Here is a 21740-nt window from a genome sequence, read left to right as displayed (position 1 = left end):
TCTCGATCGGCGCGGCCGGGATCGAGGACCTACTCGCGCCAGTCGAGGAAGTCGTTCATTCGATCGATGTCCACCGCTGTGCCGATGCGCTCGCGATGGGATCGCACGCCGGGGCGCGGAATGCGATCCGGCATATTGCGGCCGCGGGCGCCGTCCTCGGTCTTCGACCACACCAGCCAGCGCAGCGATTCGGTCATGTCCGCGAGCAACTGCTGGGTGAGCTGCCAGCGGTGCTCCTCCGGATTCGCCGCGCGAGACAAGGCGGAGTCGGCGGGCAGCCATCGGACGATGGCTCGCAGATCCCGCCACGACAGCGACGCCTCACCCAGTTGCGAAAGGCGCAATCCGAGGGTGATCAGGTCGTATTCGATAGCCTCGCCGTGCTCTTCGAGCAGAGCATCGAGGCTCAGAATTCCCCCAGGCCGACCCCCGAGTGGGACCGCCACGCCTCCAGCAGCGCATGGAATTCGGCCGGATCCATCTCGTCGACCGCGGCCAGCGCGTCACCGGGGAGCGTCGCCTCCAGCAGCGTGTACATGGCGTCCACATCGCCCAGGCGCCGGATGCGCCGGATCAGGCCCGGTTTCAGGTACGACAACGACGGCAGCCGCAACTCGATCCCGTTCACGGTGTGAACGAAGTCGTCCTTCACCTGGCTGAGGTGCTCGATCTGGGCGGGAGCCTTGGGTGAATTCATGTGTGCACAGACCCTTTCGTGAAAGTCGTTGATGCGCAGGACTTTTGGTGGAGAAAAGGCCCAGCGGCAGCGGGCGGGCCTGCGCATGGGTGTGAACCACGCTGCCGCTGGGGGCTTTGTCAGGCGCCGGTGAGCACGCCGTCGTCGAGGTAGCGGTAGGCCTTGATACCCGAGTCGTCCTTGAACGCCTCGACGGTGATGTTGAAGCCGGCCAGCTGGTTCGAGACGAACTTGCGCTCGGCGACCTGCGAGATCGAGGCGTTGGGCAGCACGATCCGCAGCTTCTTCTTGTCGTTCATCATGTCGAAGACCCACGCGCGCCGCGGCAGGACCGCGCCGGTCTCGGTGACCTTCAACAGGGTGCCGTTGGTGGCCGAGGCCGGACCGGTGGTCGACACCTGGCTCGGGCCGAAGACCTCGCTCAGGACGTCCTTGTCCCAGGCCGCGTAGAGGGTCAGACCGAAGCGCACGGAGTGCTCGGTCTGGAGGTTGGCGATGATGTCGGCGTTCCAGTCCTTGACCTGTTCGATCTTGCGCTCGCCCTTGGACTCGATGCCGTCCTCGGAGACGTAACCGAGGGCGGTGAACGCGTTGTCGAGCACATCGCTCACCGAGCTGGGCAGGGTGGAGCCGATCGGCGCCACCAGCACACCGCCGGTGACGGAGATCGGGGTGCCCGCGCCGATGTACTTCGTGGAAGGCTTGGCCATGGTGTTGCTCCCTTGGGATTGTTGCGCAGGCCCAGGGGATTACGCGTATTCAGTTGTCGCTCCCGATTCGGGAGTCAGGCGAGGACTTCGCCTCGCACGACCAGATCGGCAGTGATGATCTGCCGCATCGCGGGATTCTCGATATCCGTTTCCACGCCGACGTCCTCGATGCAGTCGCACCAGACGTCGCCGAGGTAACCCGGCGCGGTGCCGGAGAGGACGGCACGCACGAAGACGGCCAGGCCGGCGGCGTCGCCCGCGGTGTCCGAACATTCGAACACCACGCGCGGGCGGTCCAGGATGAGATACGGCCCGCGGCGGCCCTCGCGATCCTCGCGGTCCAGGCGGCGCTTGCGGTCGTCGCGGTAGATCCGCAGCATGCGCGCGGGGGCCGGGTCGGGCACGCGAGTGACCACGGTCGCGGTGTCGGAAGCGGCGGCCAGTTGCGCGGTGAAGAAGTCGACCAGCGTCTTCTCGATGTCGGGGTAGGCGATTCGTTCCGTCATCGGTCTATTGGCCGTCGTCGTGCATGATCCACACATTCACGCTGTTGTCCGCCGGCGCCTCCGTGTAGGTCCACAGCGTCGTGGGCTCCTTCAGCGGAATCGTGAGCGTCTCACCGGGCCTGAGCCGCCAGCCACCCGGACCGGCGAGCGGGATCACATGGATCCACACGGTGCGCGCCGGGTCGACGTTCTGCATCACGACGGCCGGAGGATTGACCACGTGTGAACATTGGACATTGGACAGTGCGGTCATGGTTTCCAGAATCAGTGCCATGACAATTCCTTTCGAGAGAGGGAATGAGTTCGAGGATTCGCGGGCCTACCGCGCGCGGGCCCGGGCGATGCGCTCCCGCAGTTGATCGACCACCCCGGCGTATGCCTCGGTCCGGGTGGCCGCCTCGCAGGACAAGCCCCGCGGATGCACCGCGATCCAGCGCCCGTCGTCGGTCTGGCCGACCTCGATGTGGTCGAGGTCGTAGAAGGACTCGGGGTCCGGGGACGGCCAGTGACCGTTCTCGTCCTTGGCCACGTGCAGACCGGTGTCGAACGCACCCGGCGGCCCGCCGGGTGTCGGCACCCAGCGGATCTCCTCCAGTTCCGGGTGGATGCGCACGCCCCGCCGGTGCAGGTACTCCGCGACGCGGGTGGCCTGTTTGAGGCCGGTGACGGTGGGTTCGGCGGTTCTCGGGGAGTTGCGGGCCTGCCATTCGGGCAGGTGGATCACCGAGAGTTCCTCGGCGAGCGCCTTCACCTCCGGGTCGAGGGCTTCGAGTTCCGTTGCGGCGCCGAGCTTTCCGGTGAGCGCCTGTTGCACGAAGGCCAGATACTGCGGGGTGACGAGTTGGCCGCCTTCGGTTTTCACGTAATCGGGGGCGGCGCGTTCGTCGCCGAAGCTGACCGAGCCGATGATTTCCTTGTCGGACATGTGCGAATTGGTCTCCGTGGTCCGGTCACGCGGCGGGCGGGGTCACGACGGTGTCGGTGCAGCGCAGGTACGTCCAGCCGGCCGGGGTGTAGACGACGCCCAGGTCGGTGCCGTCACCGCCCACGTTGTCGGGGCCGACGGCGGTCACCGACACGTGATGGATCTCGGTCAACGCGGAGGTGTCGTAGCGGGCGTAGAACTCGACCTTGCCCTCGTCCCCGATCTGGCGAACGGCGTCGATGCCGCGGAAGCCGGGAAGGTAGAACTCGGTTGCGTCGATCTGCCCGACCACCGCGGCGGTCTTCACGCCCGTCGACGACGCCGCCGGCGACACGGTGTGGTACGCGTACAGCCACGTGCCGTCGGGGAAATAGATCTTGCCGAGGTCGTAGTTCGTGTCGCTGCCATTGGGCGGCGGGATCCGCGAGGTCTTCACGGTCACCAGCCCGACCTCGTTCAGCTTCCGGTCGTCGTAGCGCACGTAGAGTTCGATCTTGCCGCGGTCGTCGACCTGCCGGAGCGGGTCGATCCGCAGGAATCCGGGAATCAGGAACTGCCCGGCGCCGGGGAGCGTGAGCACAACGGATTGTTCGGTCATGATCGGTGTCTTCCTTCGGTGCCGCGATCCTTCTCGACCTCGGCCATGAGTTCGCCGGACATGTGCAGTTCGGGGATCCGCCCCTGTTGGGCGGCCTCTATCACGCCGCGCAGGACGCCGAGGGCCTCGCGGAAAAGGCCGGTGACGCGGTCCAATTCGCGGATGGAGGCTTCCTGGGCGGCTTCGACGGCGTCCAGTCGCTGGGTCACACTCCGCAGCTCGCGGGAGACGCGGGCCAAGGTCGCGAGGGCGATGTCGTTGACGTCCTTGGCGGCGGTGACCTCGTGGCGCAGTTTTTCCATCGGGACGCGTTTGCGGTCGCGCAACCAGGAGAAGAAGGCGGTCGCGCCGGAGCCGCCGACGAAGGTGGCGGCGCCCAGCGCCGCGGTTTCGGCCAAGGGCATCAGGCGCCCTCGCGTGCGTGATCGAGCGTGGTGAGCAGGTCGGCGCCGGCGTCGACCGCCGATTCGAGCAGGGGCTCGTTGCGGACGATCCACACGTTGACGCTGCGCAGGATCTCGAGCGCGGTCAGCGCGGCGGCGCCGAATCCGGCGAACTCCGCCGGGGCGTATTGGAACAGCAGCGCGGCGGCGGCGATCACGTTGATCAGGCCGCCGATCACCGAGACGACCGTCTTGGCGTTGCGCGCCACCATCTGTCCGGCGCTCATGCGGCCGAATCCGAACGGCCCGAACGCAGTTCGCCCGACAGCTTCGCCAGCGCGTCGACCAGGGTCAGATGCTGCCCCTCGGCATTGCGGCCGAGTTGCGGCCAGCCCTGCCCGTTCGGGCCGAGCAACTGGTCCCAGACCTCGACGACCTTCTGATAGAGGTCGGCCTGCTGCGCTTCGGTCAGCGCCATGAGAACTCCTTCGGTGGGTGTGGACAGCCCCAGCAGGCGACGCAGTTCGTCGACGCTGCCGCGGAAGGCGTCGGCGTCGACGTAATGGCCCGCCACCAGGGCGCGATCGGTGAACTGGAGAATGTCGACGGGCTTGCCGCCGAAGCCGTCCCAGAAGCGGGAGTCGTCGCCGGGGTACAGCTCACTCGCGTAGCCGGTCCCGGAGACGTAGCTGGACTGGATGAGGCCGGGCACATCGGACAGGTCCGGGTAGCCGATCCGCTGCCAGTACCAGCGCGGGATATAGGACAGATCGAGGCGGCGACCCCGCGCGTTCAACGCCTCGACGAATCCCCAGAAGGTCGACATGTCACCGGAATCCGCCTCGAAGTCGACCATCGCGGGGGCGTCGCCGAGATGCTCGAGAAAGAGTTCGGCCTGGGCGTCCACATCGCAGTCACCGCGCAGATAGTGATAACCCGCGAGCAGCAATCCGTTGGCGCGCACGGCGTCCCGGTAGCGGGGCCAGGTGCGGTCGACGAAGTAGTCACCCTCGGTGACTTTCGCGAAGACGAACGAGAAACCTTCGGCGGCGACCCGGGCCATGTCGATGTCGGGACCGTTGTTGTTGCTGATGTCCACGCCGAACACCACCATGTTGACTCCAAAGACGTTGAGATGCAGAGTGTTTGCCGGGGTCGGCCGTCAGCCGTGGGCGTTCAGGACGGCCGCCAGGCGAGCGCAGTAACCGTTCGTCACGTAGGCCGTGGTGTGCGCTCCCCCGACCAGGTAGCCCTCCATCAGCGCGGCGGCCCGGGACCACCGGTCCCAGGCGCGGACGGGGTCTCGCCACCACTCGATTCGGTCGGGCCGCCACCGGTTGCGGCGCATGCGCTCGGCGAGATCGGTGGACCAACCGCCGAGTTCGGCGAAGCTGAACGCCGACACCACCTCGGCCAGATCCCGCAGCGGCGAGTCCGCCGGACAGGAGGTGATCCCGTCCGCCGGACTCGCCACCTCCCAGGTGAAGATGTCATCCGGCCATTCGTCGTGCTGACCGTTGATCCCGAATCCGATCGGGTTCGGCTCGATCGAATCGCCCTGCCGCCGCAGCGGATTGGCGACGGTCGCCGCCCAGACGAGTTCGCAGTCGCCGTACGCGCCGCGCGCCTTGGCCTCGAGGAAGCGGGTCACCACCTGCGCGCCGAGGCTGTAGCCGAGGAGGCCGACCTTCGTCGGCGTCCGCCGGATCTCCTCGGCCACCGCGCGGACTCCGGCGGTGATGGATTGTTGCTCCGAACAACCCGCGAGGGACAGCCCCGGATTGACCGGGCCGACACTGGCGGGATAGTCGATGTCGGCGCCGATCGTGTAGGTGCTCGGATCGAGCCGGTCGGTGACCGCGCACAACAGATTGCCGCGGGAGGCGAGTGTTTCGCCGGTACCGCGGCAGGTCAGAACGGTGATCATCGGCGCGCCGCTCCTCGTGATCGTTCGGGATGGTCGGAATTCGGATCGGGCGGCCACGCTGTGCGGGTCACAGGCCGAGGAGCCGGAAGAGCACGGGGAGGACGACCGGGGCGATCCGGTAGGCCAGTTCGACGAGGTCGAGGGCGAGGGCGAGCATGGTTCACCTCCTTTCGCGGGTGGGTGGGCGGCCCCACCCGCCGCGAACGGGGGTGCGGGTGGGGCCGCCGGGGCGCCCCGGCTTCCGATTGCCTGCGACCGCTTTTCGAAGGGGTGCCGAGGATGCGGGAGGCGTGACCGGGCGGGGCGGGCTGAGGAAAGCTCGGCGCCCTGCCCCCGGCCGTCTCGGGCCGGGGGCAGGGCAATTGCGCCTCCGCCGCTCTACACCGTCTGCGACCGCTGACGCGGGAGACGGGACACGGGGAGGCGGGTTTGCGGCGACGCTCTGCCCGGCCCGATACACAAGGGGGTCAAGGGTTTTCGTCGGGGGCGTGCCGCAGCTGCGGGGGTTTGGGGAATTGCTGCGCGGAAGGTGTTGTGCGGGAGAGGATCCGGGAGATTCGGGATCGGGGCACAACTGTGGCGCTGCACATAGCTTCACGTAAGTCGCGGGGTTTGTCAAACCCCAATCGTGGACTTGGGTGAAAGTTGCTGGTGGAGCGGGTTTTTCGCAACATGCCTGGAGACGAGAAAGGCCGTCGAGTTCGGGGACTCGACGGCCTGGGTGTGGACGGGAGGGGGGTAGCGGCTTCAGCCCGCGCGGCGCACTTCTATTCCGATCGTGGGGCGCGCGGGGGTGGAATCGGTTGTGGCGGTGCGTCGTCGGCGCATGGGATGGATCAGGTGGGCGTCGAGGACTTCGCCGACGGTGTACTGTTCCGGCCAGTCCGGCGCCCAGGGGCCGGGGATGGGGGCGATGCGGCCCGCGTCGCGCAGGGTTTGGATGCGCCGCACGGTGAGGGAGCGGTAGGGGTCGCCCAATTCCCTTGCGAGGGTGGCGATGCCGGAGGCGTTGAGGCGGCTGCGGCGGGCGATGGCGAGGCGGTCGTCATCGATCTCGACGACGGTCGCGGGCGGGCAGACGATGCGGTTCGCGGCTTCGACGGCCGCGCGGATCTGGGCGGGTGCGTCCTCGGCGCCGGGTGTCATGGCCAGGGCGATCAGGTGGCGGTCGAGCCAGCGGGCGAGGCCGGGGGTGGCGGTCGGACCGTCGTAGTCCAGGCCGCGATGTTCGCAGGTCAGCCGGACCCAGGAGACCAGGACGGCGTGCAGGCGGTCGGACGCCTCGACGGCCGCGGGGTGGTACGGAAGTTGCTGGGCGCCCGAATGTCGTTGCCGCTCACGGCGTCCCAGCCGCGCCTGGCGGGTGACCGAATCGAGGAGGTCCACGACGAGATCCGGGATCTCGCGGAGCAGTTCGCCCAGGTCGCGGACCGCGGCGCGGTCGAGGTACAGATCGCTCGTCGCGGCGGCGGGCGATCGGACAGCACAAGCTTCCCCACTTCGCTGTCCCACATCTCCGGCTCGCGGGCGGGTCATGCGGCCGCACCCCGACGGCAGCACGCCCGCGGCACCCGATCACCGGAGCACGACAGCAGGTCGAACACCCCGCAATTCAGCGCCACGGCGATGCGTCCGAGGTCGGTGAGCCGTAACGATCCGGGTTCGGCCAGCCGTTCCGCCAGCTCGGCCGCGGGGAGTTCGGTGCGGCGGGCCAGCTCGGCGAGAGTCACCCCGGTTACCTCCATCACAGCTCCGACTCGTAAGCCGATGCAGCTATGGTCTAGTTCCATATGGACTACTTTAAGGTCCATATGGACCTCTGCCAAGTCCGTACGGAACGGTAACATCGATGCAGCTTCGACGCGGCGCGTTTGCGCCAACACGCCGACCATGTTTGCCAGAACGCCGTTCGGACTTCACAATGGTCCGTATGGAATTGCGGGACCTGGATGGCGAGATCAATCGCGCGGTGGGCAGCGAGCTCCGTGCCGCGCGCGCCCGGCAGGGCCTCACCCGGCCGCAGCTGGCGGCCGCGTCGGGCTTGGCGGTGAGTACTATTCAGCGCTTCGAGAACGGCGAGCGATCGCCGGACATGCTGCAGTTACATGCGTTGTGCGACGCGCTCGGCATCTCCCCGCAGGAGATCGTCGCCAAAACGGTCGAAATCGTCGAACGACACCGGAAATAACTCCCGCGGATCCCGCCCCAGTTCCCACGCCGCACGGATCAGATCGCTGACCGTCGCGGTGCCTTGCTGTATGCGGCGCACGATCTCGGCACCCAATCCCGCACCGACGATCGTCAAAGCCTCACCGTCCAAGAGCTCCGTGAACCACGTTGCCCATCTACTCGCCTCCATGCGGCGTATCCCCTTCTCGACCCACCACGGATCCCAAGACCCCGATCCCACCGGACCGGATTTTTCGAATGCCGGAGGGCTGCCCCGGCCGGAACCACGCAAAGAACGCCCCACCCCGCGAACGACAGCTCTCGTTCGCCTGCCCCGACCCATCAGGGGTGACGGTCCACCTCGACCTATCTCATACCTTTCACCGTCCGTTATGCCCAGCCGCACAATGAATTTCGGACATACCCGACCGCCGGAGTATACACAGAAACATCGGGTTTTCATCAGATACGCACGTGGACAAGGCATCTGATCCAGGGGGTCGATTCCGGGATTCCGGGTCCGCCTCGTCGACTGCCAAAGGAGGCGGAACCGGAATCGGGGCGCGAGGGTTATACCTCGCCGCCGCCCACCGCCAGGGCCGTGGTGATCACGACCGAAAGGGGTGGGAGTTCGAGATCGGGCGCGGGCGGGACGATCCAGGTGCAGCCCTCGCGCGTCCAGCGGCCGAGGCCGGTGGGGAGCATGACCGCGCTGCCGATGCCCGGAATGCCGATATCGAGACGATTGAGAACGTCGAGAACCTGTGTGCCGGGCCGAGAGTCGGGGACGACCAGGAAACTCCAGCGAATCTGGCGCGCCAGGACGGGGCCGATCATTTCCTGGTCGGTGAGGGCGTCGCGGACTCGTTCGGCGCGCATCGTCGGCAGGTGCACCACACCGGTGCGGCCGGTGATCGGCAGCATGACGAAACCGCCGCGTTCGGTGACCGGCAGCCCGAATTCGTCCCGGTAGTGCGCTACCCAATCCGCTGTGGTCCTGGGCTTTTCCACGTTCACGACGCGCTCCTCGATCCTCCCCACCAGCTTCGCTTCGGATGCTTCCGACCGGAACGCCCGCTCGCCCTCCTTGCGCTGCCCTTGCGCTGCCTTTGGCGCTCACCTGCGAACTCGCTGATACCAGCTCGGTTTCGGCTGTGGTCATGATCACCATCCGCTCGTACTCTGGACTGTGAGTTCGTCGCGGAAGGGATGACATCGTGGTCCGGCAGTGGTCAGGCAGAGAAGCCCGCGCCCTCCGCGATGCGAAGCGGATGAGTATCCGAGAGTTCGCGGCGCATTTGGGTGTTCACGAACGACTGGTCTCCAAATGGGAGGCGGGCGGCTCGCGGGTGCATCCGCGTCCGGTCAATCAGGCCGCCCTCGACACCTCCCTCGCCAGGTCCGACGATGTGGTGCGGGCACGGTTCGCGGCGTTGATCGATCAGCCCCTTATCGATCGGCCCGCACCGGAATTCGAGGCGCGCGGTGAGGGTTCCGCGCCCACCAGGTATTCGAGCGACGCGGAACTGTTGGCACTCGTCGATTCCGGTGCGATGAGAGGCGATGCGTTAGCAGCGATTTCGGAGAGGGATCTGATCATGGCGGCTGCCCACGAAGCGAGCGAGCACGCCGGACGGGCCGAGGCCACCAACGTCGGCGCTTCCACGCTGGAGCAACTCGACGCCGACGTCACGCGCATCGCCAACGACTACGTCCACGTCCCGCCGGTTCCGATGATGGTGGAGATGCTGCGCGTGCGCCGCCGGGTGTACCGGCTGCTCGAGGGTCATCAACGGCCCGCGGACACCGGGCATCTGTACATGCTGGCCGGGACGCTGTCCGGCCTGTTGGCCAACGCCAGCACCGATCTCGGCTACCACGACGCCGCGGGTGAGCAGGCCCGCGCGGCGTGGGCGTACGCGGAACTGTGCGCGCACAACGGTTTACGCGCGTGGACCCGCGGCATGCAGGCGCTGATCGAATACAAGTCCGAACGCCCGCGCCGCGGCATCATGCTCGCCCAGAGCGGGCAGCAGTACGCCGAATCGGCGACGGCCCGGGTGCGGCTGCACAACATCGAGGCCCGCATCTGGTCCAAACTGGGCAGCGTCGCCGACACCGAGCGCTGCATCCGCGCCGCCGACGCCGCGCGCGGCAGCGGCGAGACCGATTCGCTGCACGACGAGGTGGGCGGGGTGTTCGGCTTCAACGAACCCAAGAGCCACTACTACGCCGGGGCCACCTACATCCATCTCGACCGCGCCGAGCCCGCGCTCGCCGCGACCCAGCGCGCGATCGAGCTGTACGCGGCCGGTCCGGAGGAGCAACGCTCCTACGGCGCCGAATCGCTGGCCCGCATCGACAACGCGGCCGCGCATCTGCTCAACGGCAGCCTCGACGGCGCGGCCGAGGCGCTGGCCCCGGTGCTCGAACTCGCCGAGGAGAAGCGCATCGCGCAGTTGGAGGAGCGGCTGAGCGGATTGCGCCGCCGCATCGCGGCACCCCAGTTCCGCGATGCCGCCGAGGCCCGCAACCTGGACGAACGCATCGAGGAGTTCTGCGGTTCGACCTCCGCGGTGCGGATGATTCCGGTCCATTTGTCGGCCTAGGGCACTCCGCGCGGGCGCGGCGCGCAGTGGCACCATGGGACGGGTGAGTCCTACCAGCCAGTCACCTCATCTGCCGCCGCGCGTGCTGGAGCAGTCGACCAAGCTCCAGAACGTCGTCTACGAGATCCGGGGACCGGTACACGCGCACGCGGCGCGGCTCGAGGGCGAGGGCCACCGCATCCTCAAGCTGAACATCGGCAATCCGGCGCCCTTCGGTTTCGAGGCGCCCGACGTGATCATGCGCGACATCATCGCCGCGCTGCCCTACGCGCAGGGCTACTCCGAGTCCAAGGGCATCCTGCCCGCCCGCCGCGCGATCGTGACCCGCTACGAGCTGGTGCCGGGCTTCCCGGAGTTCGACGTCGACGACGTCTACCTGGGCAACGGCGTCTCCGAGCTGATCACCATCACCATGCAGGCACTGCTGGACAACGGCGACGAGGTCCTCATCCCCGCGCCCGACTATCCGCTCTGGACGGCCATGACCAGCCTCGCCGGGGGCACGCCCGTGCACTACCTGTGCGACGAGTCCAACGGCTGGCAGCCCGATATCGCCGATATCGAAGCGAAGATCACCGATCGCACCAAGGCGCTGCTGGTCATCAATCCGAACAACCCGACCGGCGCGGTGTACTCGACCGAGGTGCTGCAACAGCTGGTGGACCTGGCCCGCAAGCATCGGCTGCTGCTGCTGGCCGACGAGATCTACGACAAGATCCTCTACGACGACGCCAAGCACATCTCGCTGGCCACGCTCGCGCCGGATCTGCTGTGCCTGACCTTCAACGGGCTGTCCAAGGCGTACCGGGTCGCCGGATACCGCTCGGGCTGGCTGGTCATCACGGGTCCGAAGGAGCACGCGGCGGGATTCCTCGAGGGCATCGATCTGCTGGCCTCGTCGCGGTTGTGCCCGAATGTGCCCGCGCAGCACGCGATTCAGGTCGCGCTCGGCGGTCATCAGAGCATCGACGACCTGGTGCTGCCGGGCGGGCGGCTGCTCGAACAGCGCGATGTGGCGTGGGAGAAGCTCAATATGATCCCCGGCGTCTCCTGCGTGAAGCCGCGCGGCGCGCTGTACGCCTTCCCCCGGCTGGATCCCGAGGTCTACGAGATCCACGACGATTCGAAGCTGATCCTGGATCTGCTGTTGCAGGAGAAGATCCTGATGGTCCAGGGCACCGGCTTCAACTGGCCGCATCACGATCACCTCCGCATCGTCACGCTGCCGTGGGCGCGCGATCTCGCGGTGGCGATCGAGCGGTTCGGCAACTTCCTGGCCAGCTACCGGCAGTGACGGTCGCCGCGGGGTTCACTCCCAGGCGAAACCAACCGTGAGTCTGAAAAATCGAGGTTTTTGAAGACTTAGCTGGCGCTAAGAACGGCGATTTGTGTACAGTAGTCCTCGGCACCGAAAGTGCCCGGCCGAGCCGCCTACCCCCCCTGGGCCGCTCGGCCCTGGATTCGACCGCCTACCCCCCTGGGCGTCGAGTCCCTGGGCGGCGGAGACATCCCCCTGCTCTCCGCCGCCCCTCCCCCCTCTTCAGCTGCGTATTCGCCGCGATCCCGGCATCGGCGTACATGCGTCGCCACGGTGAAGCCGAAAATCGAATCCTTTAAGCTCGCTCCGGTCAGGCACGCAACGGACAGGTAGGGACCGGTGAGCGACCACCATCACCACCACGATCACTCGGGGCCGATCGCGATCGGTACCTCCGCCGCCCGGGTGGTGGTCGGGCTACTCGTCGGCATCGGTGTCCTCGTCGTCGGTGGGGTGATCTGGCTGTGGCCCAGCCACCAGCACGTGGACATCCCGCTGCCGATGCAGACCGCGGGCGGCGGCGCGATGCGGACCGAATCGGGTCTGGTGGTCATGCAGGACATCGGGCCGTGCGGCAGTCAGTCCAACGGCCGGGTGTTCGACGACACCCCGACCCCGCCCGCCACCAGCGCCTACACCTGTCAGCGCAGCCTGGTGTCGATCGACTCCGGCCCGCATCAGGGCAAGCACACCCTGCTCGAAATCGCCCCGGGCCCAGGGCAACCCGATCTGCACGCGGGCGACAAGATCCGGCTGGTCCGGCAGAACGATCCCAGCGGCACCCCCGTCTACGCCTTCGACGACTATTCGCGCGCCCTGCCGCTGGCGGTGATCGCGCTGGTGTTCGCGGCGGTGATCGTCGCGGTGGCGCGCTGGCGCGGATTGCGCGCGGTGCTCGGGCTGGTGTTCGCGTTCGGGGTGCTGGTGGTGTTCCTGCTGCCCGCGCTGCTGGACGGACAGCCCGCGCTGCCGGTGGCGCTGGTGTCGGGGGCGCTGATCCTCTACGCGGTGCTGTATCTGGCGCACGGGGTGAATCTGCGGACCAGTTCGGCGCTGCTGGGCACATTGAGCGCGATGGTGCTCGCGGCGGTGCTGTCCTGGCTGACCTTGAAGATGACCCACGTGACGGGGTTGTCCCAGGAGGACAACACCAATGTGGCCACCTACCTCCAACACGTCAGCATCACCGGACTGCTGTTGGCGGGCTTCATCATCGGCTCGCTCGGCGTGCTCAACGATGTCACCATCACCCAGGCGTCGGCGGCCTTCGAACTCGCCGCACTCGACGAACAGGCCACGCGCCGTGAGGTTTTCGCCGCCGCCATGCGGGTCGGGCGCGACCACATCGCCAGCACGGTGTACACGCTGGTGCTCGCCTACGCGGGCGGGGCGCTGCCGTTGCTGTTGCTGTTCTCCGTGGCGGGACGGTCGATCGGCGACGTGCTGACCGGGGACGCGGTCGCGATCGAGATCACGCGGTCGGCGGTGGGCGGTATCTGCCTCGCGTTGTCGGTGCCGTTGACGACGGCGATCGCGGTTCTGCTGGCGCGGCCGTTCACCCTGCGGTCGGAGCCCGCGGCTCCGGTGCGTTCCGGGGGGCCGAGGCGTTCGCCCGGGTCGGGGGGCGCGACTCGAAGGTCCGAGCGTGCCGGGGTACGAGTTCCGATGGGCGGCAAGGACTCCGGACCGCCGAGCGGTGAGGCGCGCGGGCGGGGACATGCGGGCGAGGAAGCGCGGCCCCCGGCCGGGCGCAGCGGGGACGCGCGAGGCCGCCGCGGCACGCCCGGGCCGACGCGCGGCGAATTCCGAGTGCGCGACAACGGATCCGGGCCGCCCAGCGTGGAATTCCGGGTGCCCGGTAACGCGTCCGATCAGCCGGGACCCGAGCACCGAGGTCGGGTGGGCGGGCCGAACCGGCAGGGCGGCAACGATTTCGGTCAGTGGGGCCGCGAATCCTCCGCCCTCGGAAGCGATTTCGAATATCCCAACGAAACGGACTACCACACGGGCACTTTCGACGGCTTCGCCGACCACGGGCACGAGGAGCAGCCGGACCCTCGGCAGTCCTGGCCCACGCGACGTCCCGAGCCGCGGCGGCACCGCTACCGCGACGACTGACCGACTACCGCCCCGGTCCCGGCAGCTGGATCGGCGGCAGCAGCGGCGGAATCGTCGGCACCACGATGGGCGGCAGGCCCGGCACGACGATGGTGTTCTGATTGGGCGGCGGCGGGGCCGCGGTCTGGGTGGTCGTCTGCTGCTGCCACTCCGGCGGCGGGGCGGCCAGCGACTCGTTGGTGGTGTCGGGTCCCGGCGGGACCGAGGTGGGGGCGGCCGAGGTCGTCGGGGCCTTGGTCGCGCTGGATTCGCCCTCGGACTTGCTGCTCTGCGAATTGCCTTGCAGCACTTGGGGAGCCCAGCCCAGACCCAGGCCGACGGCGGCCACGACGACGAGCGCGCCGACGGCCACACCCGCCACGCTCAGCTCCCGGCGACGGCCGCGCGGACGCTCGATGTCGAGCTCGTCGACGGGATCGCGGCGCGGACGCGGCGCGGGCTCCTCGACCAGCCACGCCGGCTGGAGCTGCTCGGTCTCCTCGATCACCAGCGGCGGAGGCTGCGGCGCGCCGATCGGCCGGGCCGGGCGGGCCAGCAGCGCGGCGCCGCGCGCCACCACCGCCTCCGGACGGTCGGGCACCACGACGGGCATGCCGAGCCAGCGTCCGAGTACCTTGGGCACCAAGGGGATTCGCGCGCAACCACCCAGGGCGACGACCGCCTGCACGGCCTGCTCGGACCGCATGATCACATCGCGGGTCATGCGCGCCGACGACTCCACGGCGAGGGTGATCAGCGCCTCGAAGTTCTCCTGCGAGATCAGCACCAGCCCGTGCTCGCTCGGCAGCGCGACCGCGGTGTTGATCGACAGCTGCTCCTTGGCCTGGCGGCACAGCGAATCCAGCACGGCCAGCCCCGCCGGATCGGCCGGGTGGGCGATGCGGCCGGAGGCGATCTGCTGCTCGCGGATGAGCGAATCCAGGTAGTCGCCGCTGATGTCGCTGGTGCGCTCGCTGTGCACGACGCGGCGGCTCGCGACGTCGACCACGGTGACCGACAGGCCGGAGCTGCCCAGGTCGTACAGCGCGATCGTGCGGTAGCCGTGCGTCTCGCCGGAGGACTGGAGGAATTGCAGGGCGGCGACGGCCTCGGGCACGAGTTCGTAATTGGTCAGTTGCCGCCGGGCGAGGGCCGCGCGCAGGGCGCGGGCGTGCTGCTCGTTGCGGAAACCGATGGCGGTGGCCGAGATGTCGAGGGTGAGCGCGGCGGCGAGACCGTCGGCGGCGACCTCGGCCATCGGGTGGTCGTCGACGGACAGGGCGTGCAGGTCGAACAGGTCGGGCGCGAACCGCTCGGCGGAGTTTCCGGAGCGTGACCGCGCGATGCGGATCGCGCCCGCTCCCACGGAAACTCCCAGTACCGAACTCATCTGCTGCCCATCTCGTTCGCATTCCACGACGCGCGGCGGGCGCCGCCTGCGGATGGCCAGCGTCGCCACACAGTGGGAGCCACTGTACCCGTCCGGAATACCCTACGACGTGCCGAGCCCGGCGTACACCCATCCGGCCGACCGCCAGCTGGCGCGATCGAGACAGTTCCGGCCGTCGATGATGGACCGCGAGCGGACGACCGGGTCCAGGTCGGCGGGCGTGAGCGCGGTGAACTCGCGCCATTCGGTCAGCACCAGAACGACATCCGCGCGTTCGCACGCCTCCGCGACGGAGGTGGCGTAGTTCAGCGTGGGGAAGACCTTACGCGAATTCTCCAGCGCCTTCGGGTCGTACACGGTGACGACCGCGCCGTGCAGCTGGATCATTCCGGCGACATTGAGCGCGGGCGAGTCACGCACATCGTCGGATTCGGGTTTGAACGCCGCGCCGAGCACGGCCACGTTCGCGCCCAGCAGCGAACCGCCGCACGCCTGCGCGGCCATGTCGACGACCTTGGTGCGGCGGCGCATGTTGATGTTGTCGACCTCGCGCAGGAACGCCACCGCGTGGTCGGCGCCCAGCTCACCCGCGCGGGCCATGAACGCGCGAATGTCCTTGGGCAGACAGCCGCCCCCGAAGCCGAGCCCGGCGTTGAGGAACCGGCGGCCGATGCGGGCGTCGTAACCCAGCGCGTCGGCGAGCACGGTGACGTCCGCCCCGGTGGCCTCGCAGACCTCGGAGACCGCGTTGATGAACGAGATCTTGGTCGCCAGAAAGGCATTGGCGGAGACCTTCACCAATTCGGCCGTCGCCAAATCGGTTACGAGGTAGGGCACCTCGGCGGCGATCAGATCCGCGTAGATCTCCCGCACCAGCTCCTCGACCCAGGCCGAGTTCGGCCGGTCCCGATCGATCCCCAGCACCAGCCGATCCGGCCGCAGCGTGTCCCGTACCGCGAACCCCTCCCGCAGGAACTCCGGATTCCACGCCACCTCCACCTCGGTCGAGGCGCCCGCCCGCGCCCGCGCCCCCAGCGCCGCCGCGGTCCCGACCGGCACGGTCGACTTCCCCACGATCACGCTGGGCCGCTCCAACATCGGCGCGAGCGTGTCCACCACCGCGTGCACATACCTCAGATCCGCCGCGTACTCCCCCTTCTTCTGCGGCGTCCCCACCCCCAGGAAATGCACATCCGCATGCCCCGCCGCCTCCTCGTAGGACGTGCTGAACCGCAACCGCTTCCGCTCCAGATTGCGCCGCAACACCTCCTCGAGCCCCGGCTCGTAGAACGGCACCACCCCATCGGAGAGCTTCGCGACCTTCCCCGGATCGACATCCACCCCCACCACGTCATGCCCGAGCTCGGCCATGCACGCGGCATGGGTCGCTCCCAGATACCCAGTCCCGAATACGGTGACACGCATGATCGATTGGTAAGGGGTGGGGGTGGCGGGGTGGGGTCGGTGGGGGAAGGCTGGGGGTAATTGTGGGTGTACAGGGGGAAACTGGGTGGTCAGGGGGGTGGGGGATGATCAGGGGAGGGCTTCGGCCCGGTCGTCCAGGAACTCGCGGCGGATCAGTTCCCCGAGGCGGTAGAAGGTGTGGTCGATATTGTCCCGCGGGAAGGTCAGCAGGCAGCGCGGGGGCGTGTGCGGTACGAACGCGCAGGACTCCTCGGCCAGCACGATCACCCGATCGAAGCCGTAACGCCCCTGGAACAGGCCGACCTCGTGCACGACGTTCTGCCGCCCCTGTTTCCGGCCGTCGCAGGTGTCGTCCTCGGCGGTGAGCACGCAGATCGCGAAGCTGCACCGTTCGAGATACTCGGTCAGCGCCTCGGTCACCTGCAACCCGCCCCACGGGTCGCTCTCGAAGGCGAAAACCGGTAGCCGGAAATACCTTTGGACGAAATCCTCGACGACCCGCCATTGCGCGCTGTGCCCGTGACTGATGAACACCCCGTCGGCTTCGATCCCGCTGTTGCGCCGATTGGCCAGCAGACGCAGGAAATGTTTTGTGACCGAGGCGAATTGGCTGTGTCCCGTGCTGCCGACATAACCCAGTTTGTGCCGTACCAGAGCCATTCCGAGCAGCGATCCCAGCTCCACCTGCAAACGATCGGAGGTGAGCACGGTCAGCAGGCCCGCCGCGAACACGTCTCCGGCGCCCGTCGAATCCTGGATCTCGTCTTCCGGCAGCGGAGCCTGTCCGTAGAAATCCCCGAAAACCTTCTGCCCGTCCCGCCGAAAGGACCAGATCCCGGTCGGTCGTTTGAGCACGACGACGGCGTGCGAACTGTCGAACGACGCGAGGATTCGGCTCGCCACATCATCGTTCGATTCCCCCCGGCGATACCGGCCGATCTCCTGGAATTCCCGATGGTTGAGCAGAAGATAATCGCTGAGGCGCATTATCGCCAACACCTCGGGAGCACGCTGTACCGCCCAGACATGTCCGGGGTCGAACGAGATGAGTGTGCCGGTCCCGGCCGCTTTCACCGCCCGTAGCACCCGGACCAGTTCACCCGCCGTGACATCGTCCAGAAATGACGTCACATGAATCAATCGAGCGCTACCCAGATAGGCGACGACCTCCTCGAACCGACGATCCAGAAAGGTCGCCATATCTTGGTTGGCCCCGGCGTGCGTGAGCAGCGTGCGGTCGCCGGCTTCGGTGAGCGCGAAGCAGATCCCGCACGCCTTGGACTCCTCCACCGCGACGAGAGAACGATCCACCCCCAACGCGTCCAACTCGTCCACGATGGACACCCCTATGACGGGGGAATGCCCCGCGACGCCGACATAGCCCAGGCGCAGCCCGGACCGAGTGGCGGCCATGGCTCGTATCGCGTTGAAGGCCGAGCCGCCGAGCGTGGCCTTCGGCGTCGCGGAACTGGCGGCCTCGATGGCTCCGTAGATCGTGTTCGCGTCCACGTTCAGCTCGGTGCCGAGTTCCAGCCGCTGCCCTTCCTCGGCGACCAGTTCCCGAATGCGATCGGTGAGTGTGCGTCCGCGCGAATCGGGCACGCGAGCGGATTTGATCGTGATGTAGTCGAGGTTCAGCGCGCCGATACCGACGACGTCCAAGGCGTAAACCATGTCCCCTGCTCCTGCTTCTCGCCGACCGTACCCTCAGACCCGAACCGAGGCGCTTCCGACGGTCAGAAGTTCTCTGAGCAGCATGCGTTGCAGCTCGACGAACTTCGCCTCGACCCTCCCTGCAGGAAATCCCAACCTGATCAAACCGGACAGATTCGTGAACAGGTCACAGCCGTACTCGACCAGGAGGGCGACGCGACCGAATCCGTAGCGTCCTTGAAGGATACCCACCTGATGCACGATCATCTGGTCCGGTTGACGCGATCCCCGCGCGGAATTCTTCGCCGACAGCAGACACACCGCAAAGCCACACCGGGAGACCGGACCATCGACCGTTTCGGCCAGTCGGTCGGCGGCGAAATCGGACGGACCGAGGTGTTCGGTCGGTATTCCACAACGGGTTTCGATGAATTTCCGAACCTCCTGCCACTGCGGATTCTCGTCGTGCACGATGAGCACTCGCCGCCGCACGCCCCCACCGAGGGGCGAATCCTTCTGCTGCAGAAAGCCTTGCCCGAGATCGAGCGGGGCGCCCGGCGGGGTCTGCAGCTTACGACGGGCCAACGCCAGTCCGAGATAGCCGCCGAGTTCGACCTTCAGCCGATCGGACGTGACGGCCGCCAACACCGACGCGGCGAACACATCCCCCGCGCCCGTGGCGTCTTCGATCTCGGTCTCGCGCACCGGGCGCTGGAGTTGGAACCGGAGGGTGCGCAGCTCGTCGCCCTCCCGGACGAACACCTCGGTGTAGTCGTACCGTTTGGTGACGAAGACGGCGACCCCGGGACGATGACAGATCCGCAGAATACGACGGGCGAGCGTCTCATCGGTGTCACCGAGGTGATACGACCCCAGCGCCTTGAATTCGCGATAGTTGACGAACAGCACGTCGGCCAATTCGAGGATTCCCTGCACCTCGGTACTCGGGTGTTCGGCCCAGTCGAAACCGGGGTCGACGCTGAAGCGCAGGGCCGGATTGCGCCGCCGCGCCGCGCGCAGCACCGTCAGCATCCGCGCCGGTGTGCGGTCGTCCAGGAAGGACGTCACATGCACGAACCGAGCGGAGGAGAGATATTGGACGACGGCCTCGAAATTGTCCTGAATGTGTTGTGCCATCAGCAGATTGGCGCCGGGGTAGGTGCGCATGACGCGCTCGTTGTCGTCGATGAACGACAGACAGAGTCCACAGTGCTCGCGGCCGAAGCGCCCGACCCAGGTGTCATCGATACCGAGTTCGCTCATCTGCGCCCGGAACGAAACGCCCGGCGCCTCGATACGACCGAGCGCGCCGACGTAGCCGAGTCGAAGCCCCAATCGCATCTGTGCCAGCGCGTAGATCGTCAACCAGGCTGAACCCCCGAGCGAAAAGTTCAGCGAGGAGGAACCGATATTATGGACCGCCTCGAGGATCTCATCGCGATCCGTCGGCCCTTCCCGATTCCATTCGAACCGAGCAGTCGATTCGGTGATCTGCTCGGCAGCGAGTTCGGATAGCCCTGACGCGGTGGCAATGACATCAATGTTCAAGGCCCCGAATCCGATAACGTCCATTCGGCTCAAGATTCGCCCCACCATGCCTCATCGCCGAAACCCTGGTTCCCCCGAGGGTAATCGTTACGGCCGCGATGCGAGCGGAATCGGAAATCGAAGAGCCGGTGACGGGAATCGAACCCGCACTCTCAGCTTGGGAAGCTGATGTTCTACCACTAAACTACACCGGCTTGGTGGCACGCGAGGTGCTGGGGGAACCTTAGCAGATGGAGTGGTGTGGGGGCCAAACTCGGGAGGCCCCGCCCGGTCCACTACGTCGACACCCCTCCGGACGGCGTGGTGGAGCCGGGCGGGTCGGCCCGCTGGGGGTCAGGGCGTTCGGGGTTGCCGGGATGCCTTGGGGGCCAACGGGTTCGGGGTGCGCGGGTGGGGGTTGCCCGGGTGGCGCGGGGGGATGGGGGGAGATGATTCGTGCACGCCTCGGCCTCGTCAGTGGTCGGCTCGCGGAGCGCGGGCCTGGGTCACCATTGAGCGCGGGCGGCGTCCCCTGGGGACAGACCACACAACCTCCGGGGAGGTGCGCGTGTCACAGCGGACCTGGAGAGTGGCCGAACGGGCCAGGTCTCGAAAGCGGACCCTGTGCAGGGCCGATGGTAGTCGATCTCGGGGCGGGCTTCCAGGGGAGTCAGGCGGGGTCGTCGGCGATGGTGACCAGGGACAGGGCGAGCGTGGGAGAGACCTCGGGGTCGAGGAGTTGGGCGACGAAATCGGCGGTCATCCAGCCGCCGCCGAACTTGCGGACGCGGACGCTGTCGCGGACCACGCCTTCGGTGCGCGCCTTCTCGACAAGCCCTGGGACGCGGACGATGTCGTCGGGATGCATGCCGGGGGTCTGGCCGGTGGCGACGCCGTGGCCCAGGTTCGGGGCCCAGCCGGTCAGCCATTGCAGCGGGCAGGTGGTCGGCCAGCGGGTCTCGAGGACCACGCCGTAGGTGCCGCTCGCGGCGATCGCGGCCCGGGAGACGGCCAGATCCAGCATGTCGATGCGCAGTTGGAGCCGGTCGAGTCCGGCCATGTTCTGGCACAGCACGCGCAGGCGGGGGCCGACATCGGTCGGGACGTATCGCTGGGCGTAGAGCAGCATTTCGAGATTCTCCGCGCCCGTGCGCACGGGGACGGTGCCCGTTTCGGCGTAACCGGGTGCGGCCCCGAGGATCGCGTGCCACATGCGAACCAGATCCGGAATGCGCGCGACCCGGCCGAAGAAATCCAGCGGGCCGTAGACGCTGCGATCCAAATGCTGGTCCGCGATTTCCAGCAGATCGATGAATTCGGGGGTGACGTGCAACCGCGGCGGCCCGCCCGTCACGTCGAGTTCCCATTGGAACGCCGCGGCGTGCGCGCTCGGCCTCCCGATACCGTTCCCGTACACGACCTGTACCCCGGAGACGATATTGTCCGGACCGGCCACGGGATATCCGGCGTAATGCCGTTCGGTCGTCCCGCCCGGGGCATCGGGATCGGGAACGTCCGCGGTGCGCACCACGGGCTCGGCGGACTTCACCACCTCACCGACGAGCCGGGTCACCGTGCGCGCGTCGACCGGGCGCAGCACGCTGGAAATCTTGCGAAAATCGCGCACCCGGCCGTTTTCCGCGATGACGCGCGGTTCGCGACCCAATGTCTCGATCAGAAGTTCGCTGCGGCTCGGCACATGTCGATCCTGCATGGGGACGATCCTGCCCCTTCGAGGAAATCGTTGCACCCCTGTGGTTCCCGGCGGCCCGCCGGAATACGCTTCGATAGCATCGGTCCGGTCGT

General features: G+C 67.7%; 22 protein-coding genes, 1 tRNA gene and 1 pseudogene. 4 read left to right on the top strand and 20 right to left on the bottom strand.

Going from position 1 to position 21740, the window contains the following annotated elements; genetic code table 11:
- Positions 1-29: 29 nt before the first annotated feature.
- The 13 genes from ACWDSJ_RS13075 to ACWDSJ_RS13015 form a co-directional block, all read right to left on the bottom strand.
- On the bottom strand, positions 30-446 hold the full coding sequence (locus tag ACWDSJ_RS13075; RefSeq protein WP_450031751.1) for a DUF5361 domain-containing protein: 417 nt from the start codon (positions 444-446) through the stop codon (positions 30-32).
- Complete coding sequence (locus tag ACWDSJ_RS13070; protein WP_450031749.1) at positions 407-697, bottom strand: hypothetical protein; 291 nt, start codon at positions 695-697, stop codon at positions 407-409. The genes ACWDSJ_RS13075 and ACWDSJ_RS13070 overlap by 40 nt, the downstream gene beginning before the upstream one ends.
- 119 nt (positions 698-816) lie before the next feature.
- Positions 817-1407 (bottom strand): phage tail tube protein, encoded by a 591-nt coding sequence (locus tag ACWDSJ_RS13065; protein ID WP_450031747.1) that lies wholly within the window; start codon positions 1405-1407, stop codon positions 817-819.
- A gap of 74 nt (positions 1408-1481) precedes the next feature.
- Complete coding sequence (locus tag ACWDSJ_RS13060) at positions 1482-1913, bottom strand: hypothetical protein (protein WP_450031746.1); 432 nt, start codon at positions 1911-1913, stop codon at positions 1482-1484.
- Positions 1914-1917: 4 nt separating this feature from the next.
- Positions 1918-2187 (bottom strand): hypothetical protein, encoded by a 270-nt coding sequence (locus tag ACWDSJ_RS13055; RefSeq protein WP_450031744.1) that lies wholly within the window; start codon positions 2185-2187, stop codon positions 1918-1920.
- A gap of 45 nt (positions 2188-2232) precedes the next feature.
- Positions 2233-2838: a hypothetical protein gene (locus ACWDSJ_RS13050; protein ID WP_450031743.1), complete on the bottom strand. Its 606-nt coding sequence runs from the start codon at positions 2836-2838 to the stop codon at positions 2233-2235.
- A gap of 25 nt (positions 2839-2863) precedes the next feature.
- Positions 2864-3436 carry a hypothetical protein gene (locus tag ACWDSJ_RS13045; RefSeq protein ID WP_450031741.1) on the bottom strand — a complete coding sequence of 191 codons (573 nt, stop codon included), beginning with the start codon at positions 3434-3436 and terminating at the stop codon, positions 2864-2866.
- Entirely contained in the window at positions 3433-3840 is a 408-nt protein-coding gene (locus tag ACWDSJ_RS13040) for a hypothetical protein (RefSeq protein ID WP_450031739.1), read from the bottom strand. Before ACWDSJ_RS13040 ends, ACWDSJ_RS13045 begins: the two co-directional genes overlap by 4 nt.
- Positions 3840-4106: a hypothetical protein gene (locus ACWDSJ_RS13035; RefSeq protein ID WP_450031737.1), complete on the bottom strand. Its 267-nt coding sequence runs from the start codon at positions 4104-4106 to the stop codon at positions 3840-3842. The genes ACWDSJ_RS13040 and ACWDSJ_RS13035 overlap by 1 nt, the downstream gene beginning before the upstream one ends.
- A complete protein-coding gene (locus ACWDSJ_RS13030) occupies positions 4103-4933 on the bottom strand; it encodes a glycoside hydrolase family 25 protein (protein WP_450031735.1) in 831 nt (276 codons plus the stop codon). Before ACWDSJ_RS13030 ends, ACWDSJ_RS13035 begins: the two co-directional genes overlap by 4 nt.
- Before the next feature lie 48 nt (positions 4934-4981).
- Positions 4982-5746 (bottom strand): PE-PPE domain-containing protein, encoded by a 765-nt coding sequence (locus ACWDSJ_RS13025; RefSeq protein ID WP_450031733.1) that lies wholly within the window; start codon positions 5744-5746, stop codon positions 4982-4984.
- A 747-nt stretch (positions 5747-6493) separates the two neighbouring features.
- Positions 6494-7282, bottom strand: coding sequence for a hypothetical protein (locus ACWDSJ_RS13020; RefSeq protein WP_450031731.1), 789 nt, complete (start codon positions 7280-7282; stop codon positions 6494-6496).
- Complete coding sequence (locus tag ACWDSJ_RS13015; RefSeq protein WP_450031729.1) at positions 7279-7491, bottom strand: helix-turn-helix domain-containing protein; 213 nt, start codon at positions 7489-7491, stop codon at positions 7279-7281. Before ACWDSJ_RS13015 ends, ACWDSJ_RS13020 begins: the two co-directional genes overlap by 4 nt.
- Before the next feature lie 185 nt (positions 7492-7676).
- Between ACWDSJ_RS13015 and ACWDSJ_RS13010 the strand changes: the two genes are divergently transcribed.
- Positions 7677-7934 (top strand): helix-turn-helix domain-containing protein, encoded by a 258-nt coding sequence (locus ACWDSJ_RS13010; RefSeq protein ID WP_450031727.1) that lies wholly within the window; start codon positions 7677-7679, stop codon positions 7932-7934.
- 551 nt (positions 7935-8485) lie between these two features.
- Here ACWDSJ_RS13010 and ACWDSJ_RS13005 read toward each other — a convergent pair.
- A complete protein-coding gene (locus tag ACWDSJ_RS13005; RefSeq protein ID WP_450031725.1) occupies positions 8486-8932 on the bottom strand; it encodes a hypothetical protein in 447 nt (148 codons plus the stop codon).
- A 254-nt stretch (positions 8933-9186) separates the two neighbouring features.
- Here ACWDSJ_RS13005 and ACWDSJ_RS13000 point away from each other — a divergent pair, with 254 nt between their 5' ends.
- From ACWDSJ_RS13000 to ACWDSJ_RS12990, 3 genes and pseudogenes are all read left to right on the top strand, one after another.
- Positions 9187-10524 carry an XRE family transcriptional regulator gene (locus ACWDSJ_RS13000; protein ID WP_387358010.1) on the top strand — a complete coding sequence of 446 codons (1338 nt, stop codon included), beginning with the start codon at positions 9187-9189 and terminating at the stop codon, positions 10522-10524.
- Positions 10525-10558: 34 nt separating this feature from the next.
- Complete coding sequence (locus tag ACWDSJ_RS12995) at positions 10559-11818, top strand: pyridoxal phosphate-dependent aminotransferase (RefSeq protein WP_387358012.1); 1260 nt, start codon at positions 10559-10561, stop codon at positions 11816-11818.
- 363 nt (positions 11819-12181) lie between these two features.
- Positions 12182-13450, top strand: a pseudogene (locus ACWDSJ_RS12990) (YibE/F family protein); the annotation flags it as partial.
- A gap of 514 nt (positions 13451-13964) precedes the next feature.
- Here the strand turns inward: ACWDSJ_RS12990 and ACWDSJ_RS12985 are convergent.
- The 6 genes from ACWDSJ_RS12985 to ACWDSJ_RS12960 form a co-directional block, all read right to left on the bottom strand.
- Complete coding sequence (locus ACWDSJ_RS12985; protein WP_450031723.1) at positions 13965-15329, bottom strand: Hsp70 family protein; 1365 nt, start codon at positions 15327-15329, stop codon at positions 13965-13967.
- Positions 15330-15431: 102 nt separating this feature from the next.
- The gene (locus ACWDSJ_RS12980; RefSeq protein ID WP_387358016.1) at positions 15432-16754 is read right to left on the bottom strand and encodes a UDP-glucose dehydrogenase family protein; all 1323 of its coding nucleotides are present in this window, start codon (positions 16752-16754) and stop codon (positions 15432-15434) included.
- Positions 16755-16862: 108 nt separating this feature from the next.
- Complete coding sequence (locus tag ACWDSJ_RS12975) at positions 16863-18428, bottom strand: PfkB family carbohydrate kinase (RefSeq protein WP_450031721.1); 1566 nt, start codon at positions 18426-18428, stop codon at positions 16863-16865.
- Positions 18429-18461: 33 nt separating this feature from the next.
- The gene (locus ACWDSJ_RS12970) at positions 18462-19979 is read right to left on the bottom strand and encodes a PfkB family carbohydrate kinase (protein ID WP_450031719.1); all 1518 of its coding nucleotides are present in this window, start codon (positions 19977-19979) and stop codon (positions 18462-18464) included.
- Between the two features lie 99 nt (positions 19980-20078).
- Positions 20079-20149 (bottom strand) — tRNA-Gly (locus ACWDSJ_RS12965).
- 455 nt (positions 20150-20604) lie between these two features.
- A complete protein-coding gene (locus tag ACWDSJ_RS12960; RefSeq protein WP_450031717.1) occupies positions 20605-21648 on the bottom strand; it encodes a GAF domain-containing protein in 1044 nt (347 codons plus the stop codon).
- Positions 21649-21740: the final 92 nt, after the last annotated feature.

The organism is Nocardia sp. NPDC003482 (assembly GCF_053588115.1).
This window is presented reverse-complemented; position numbering and strand designations above follow the sequence as displayed.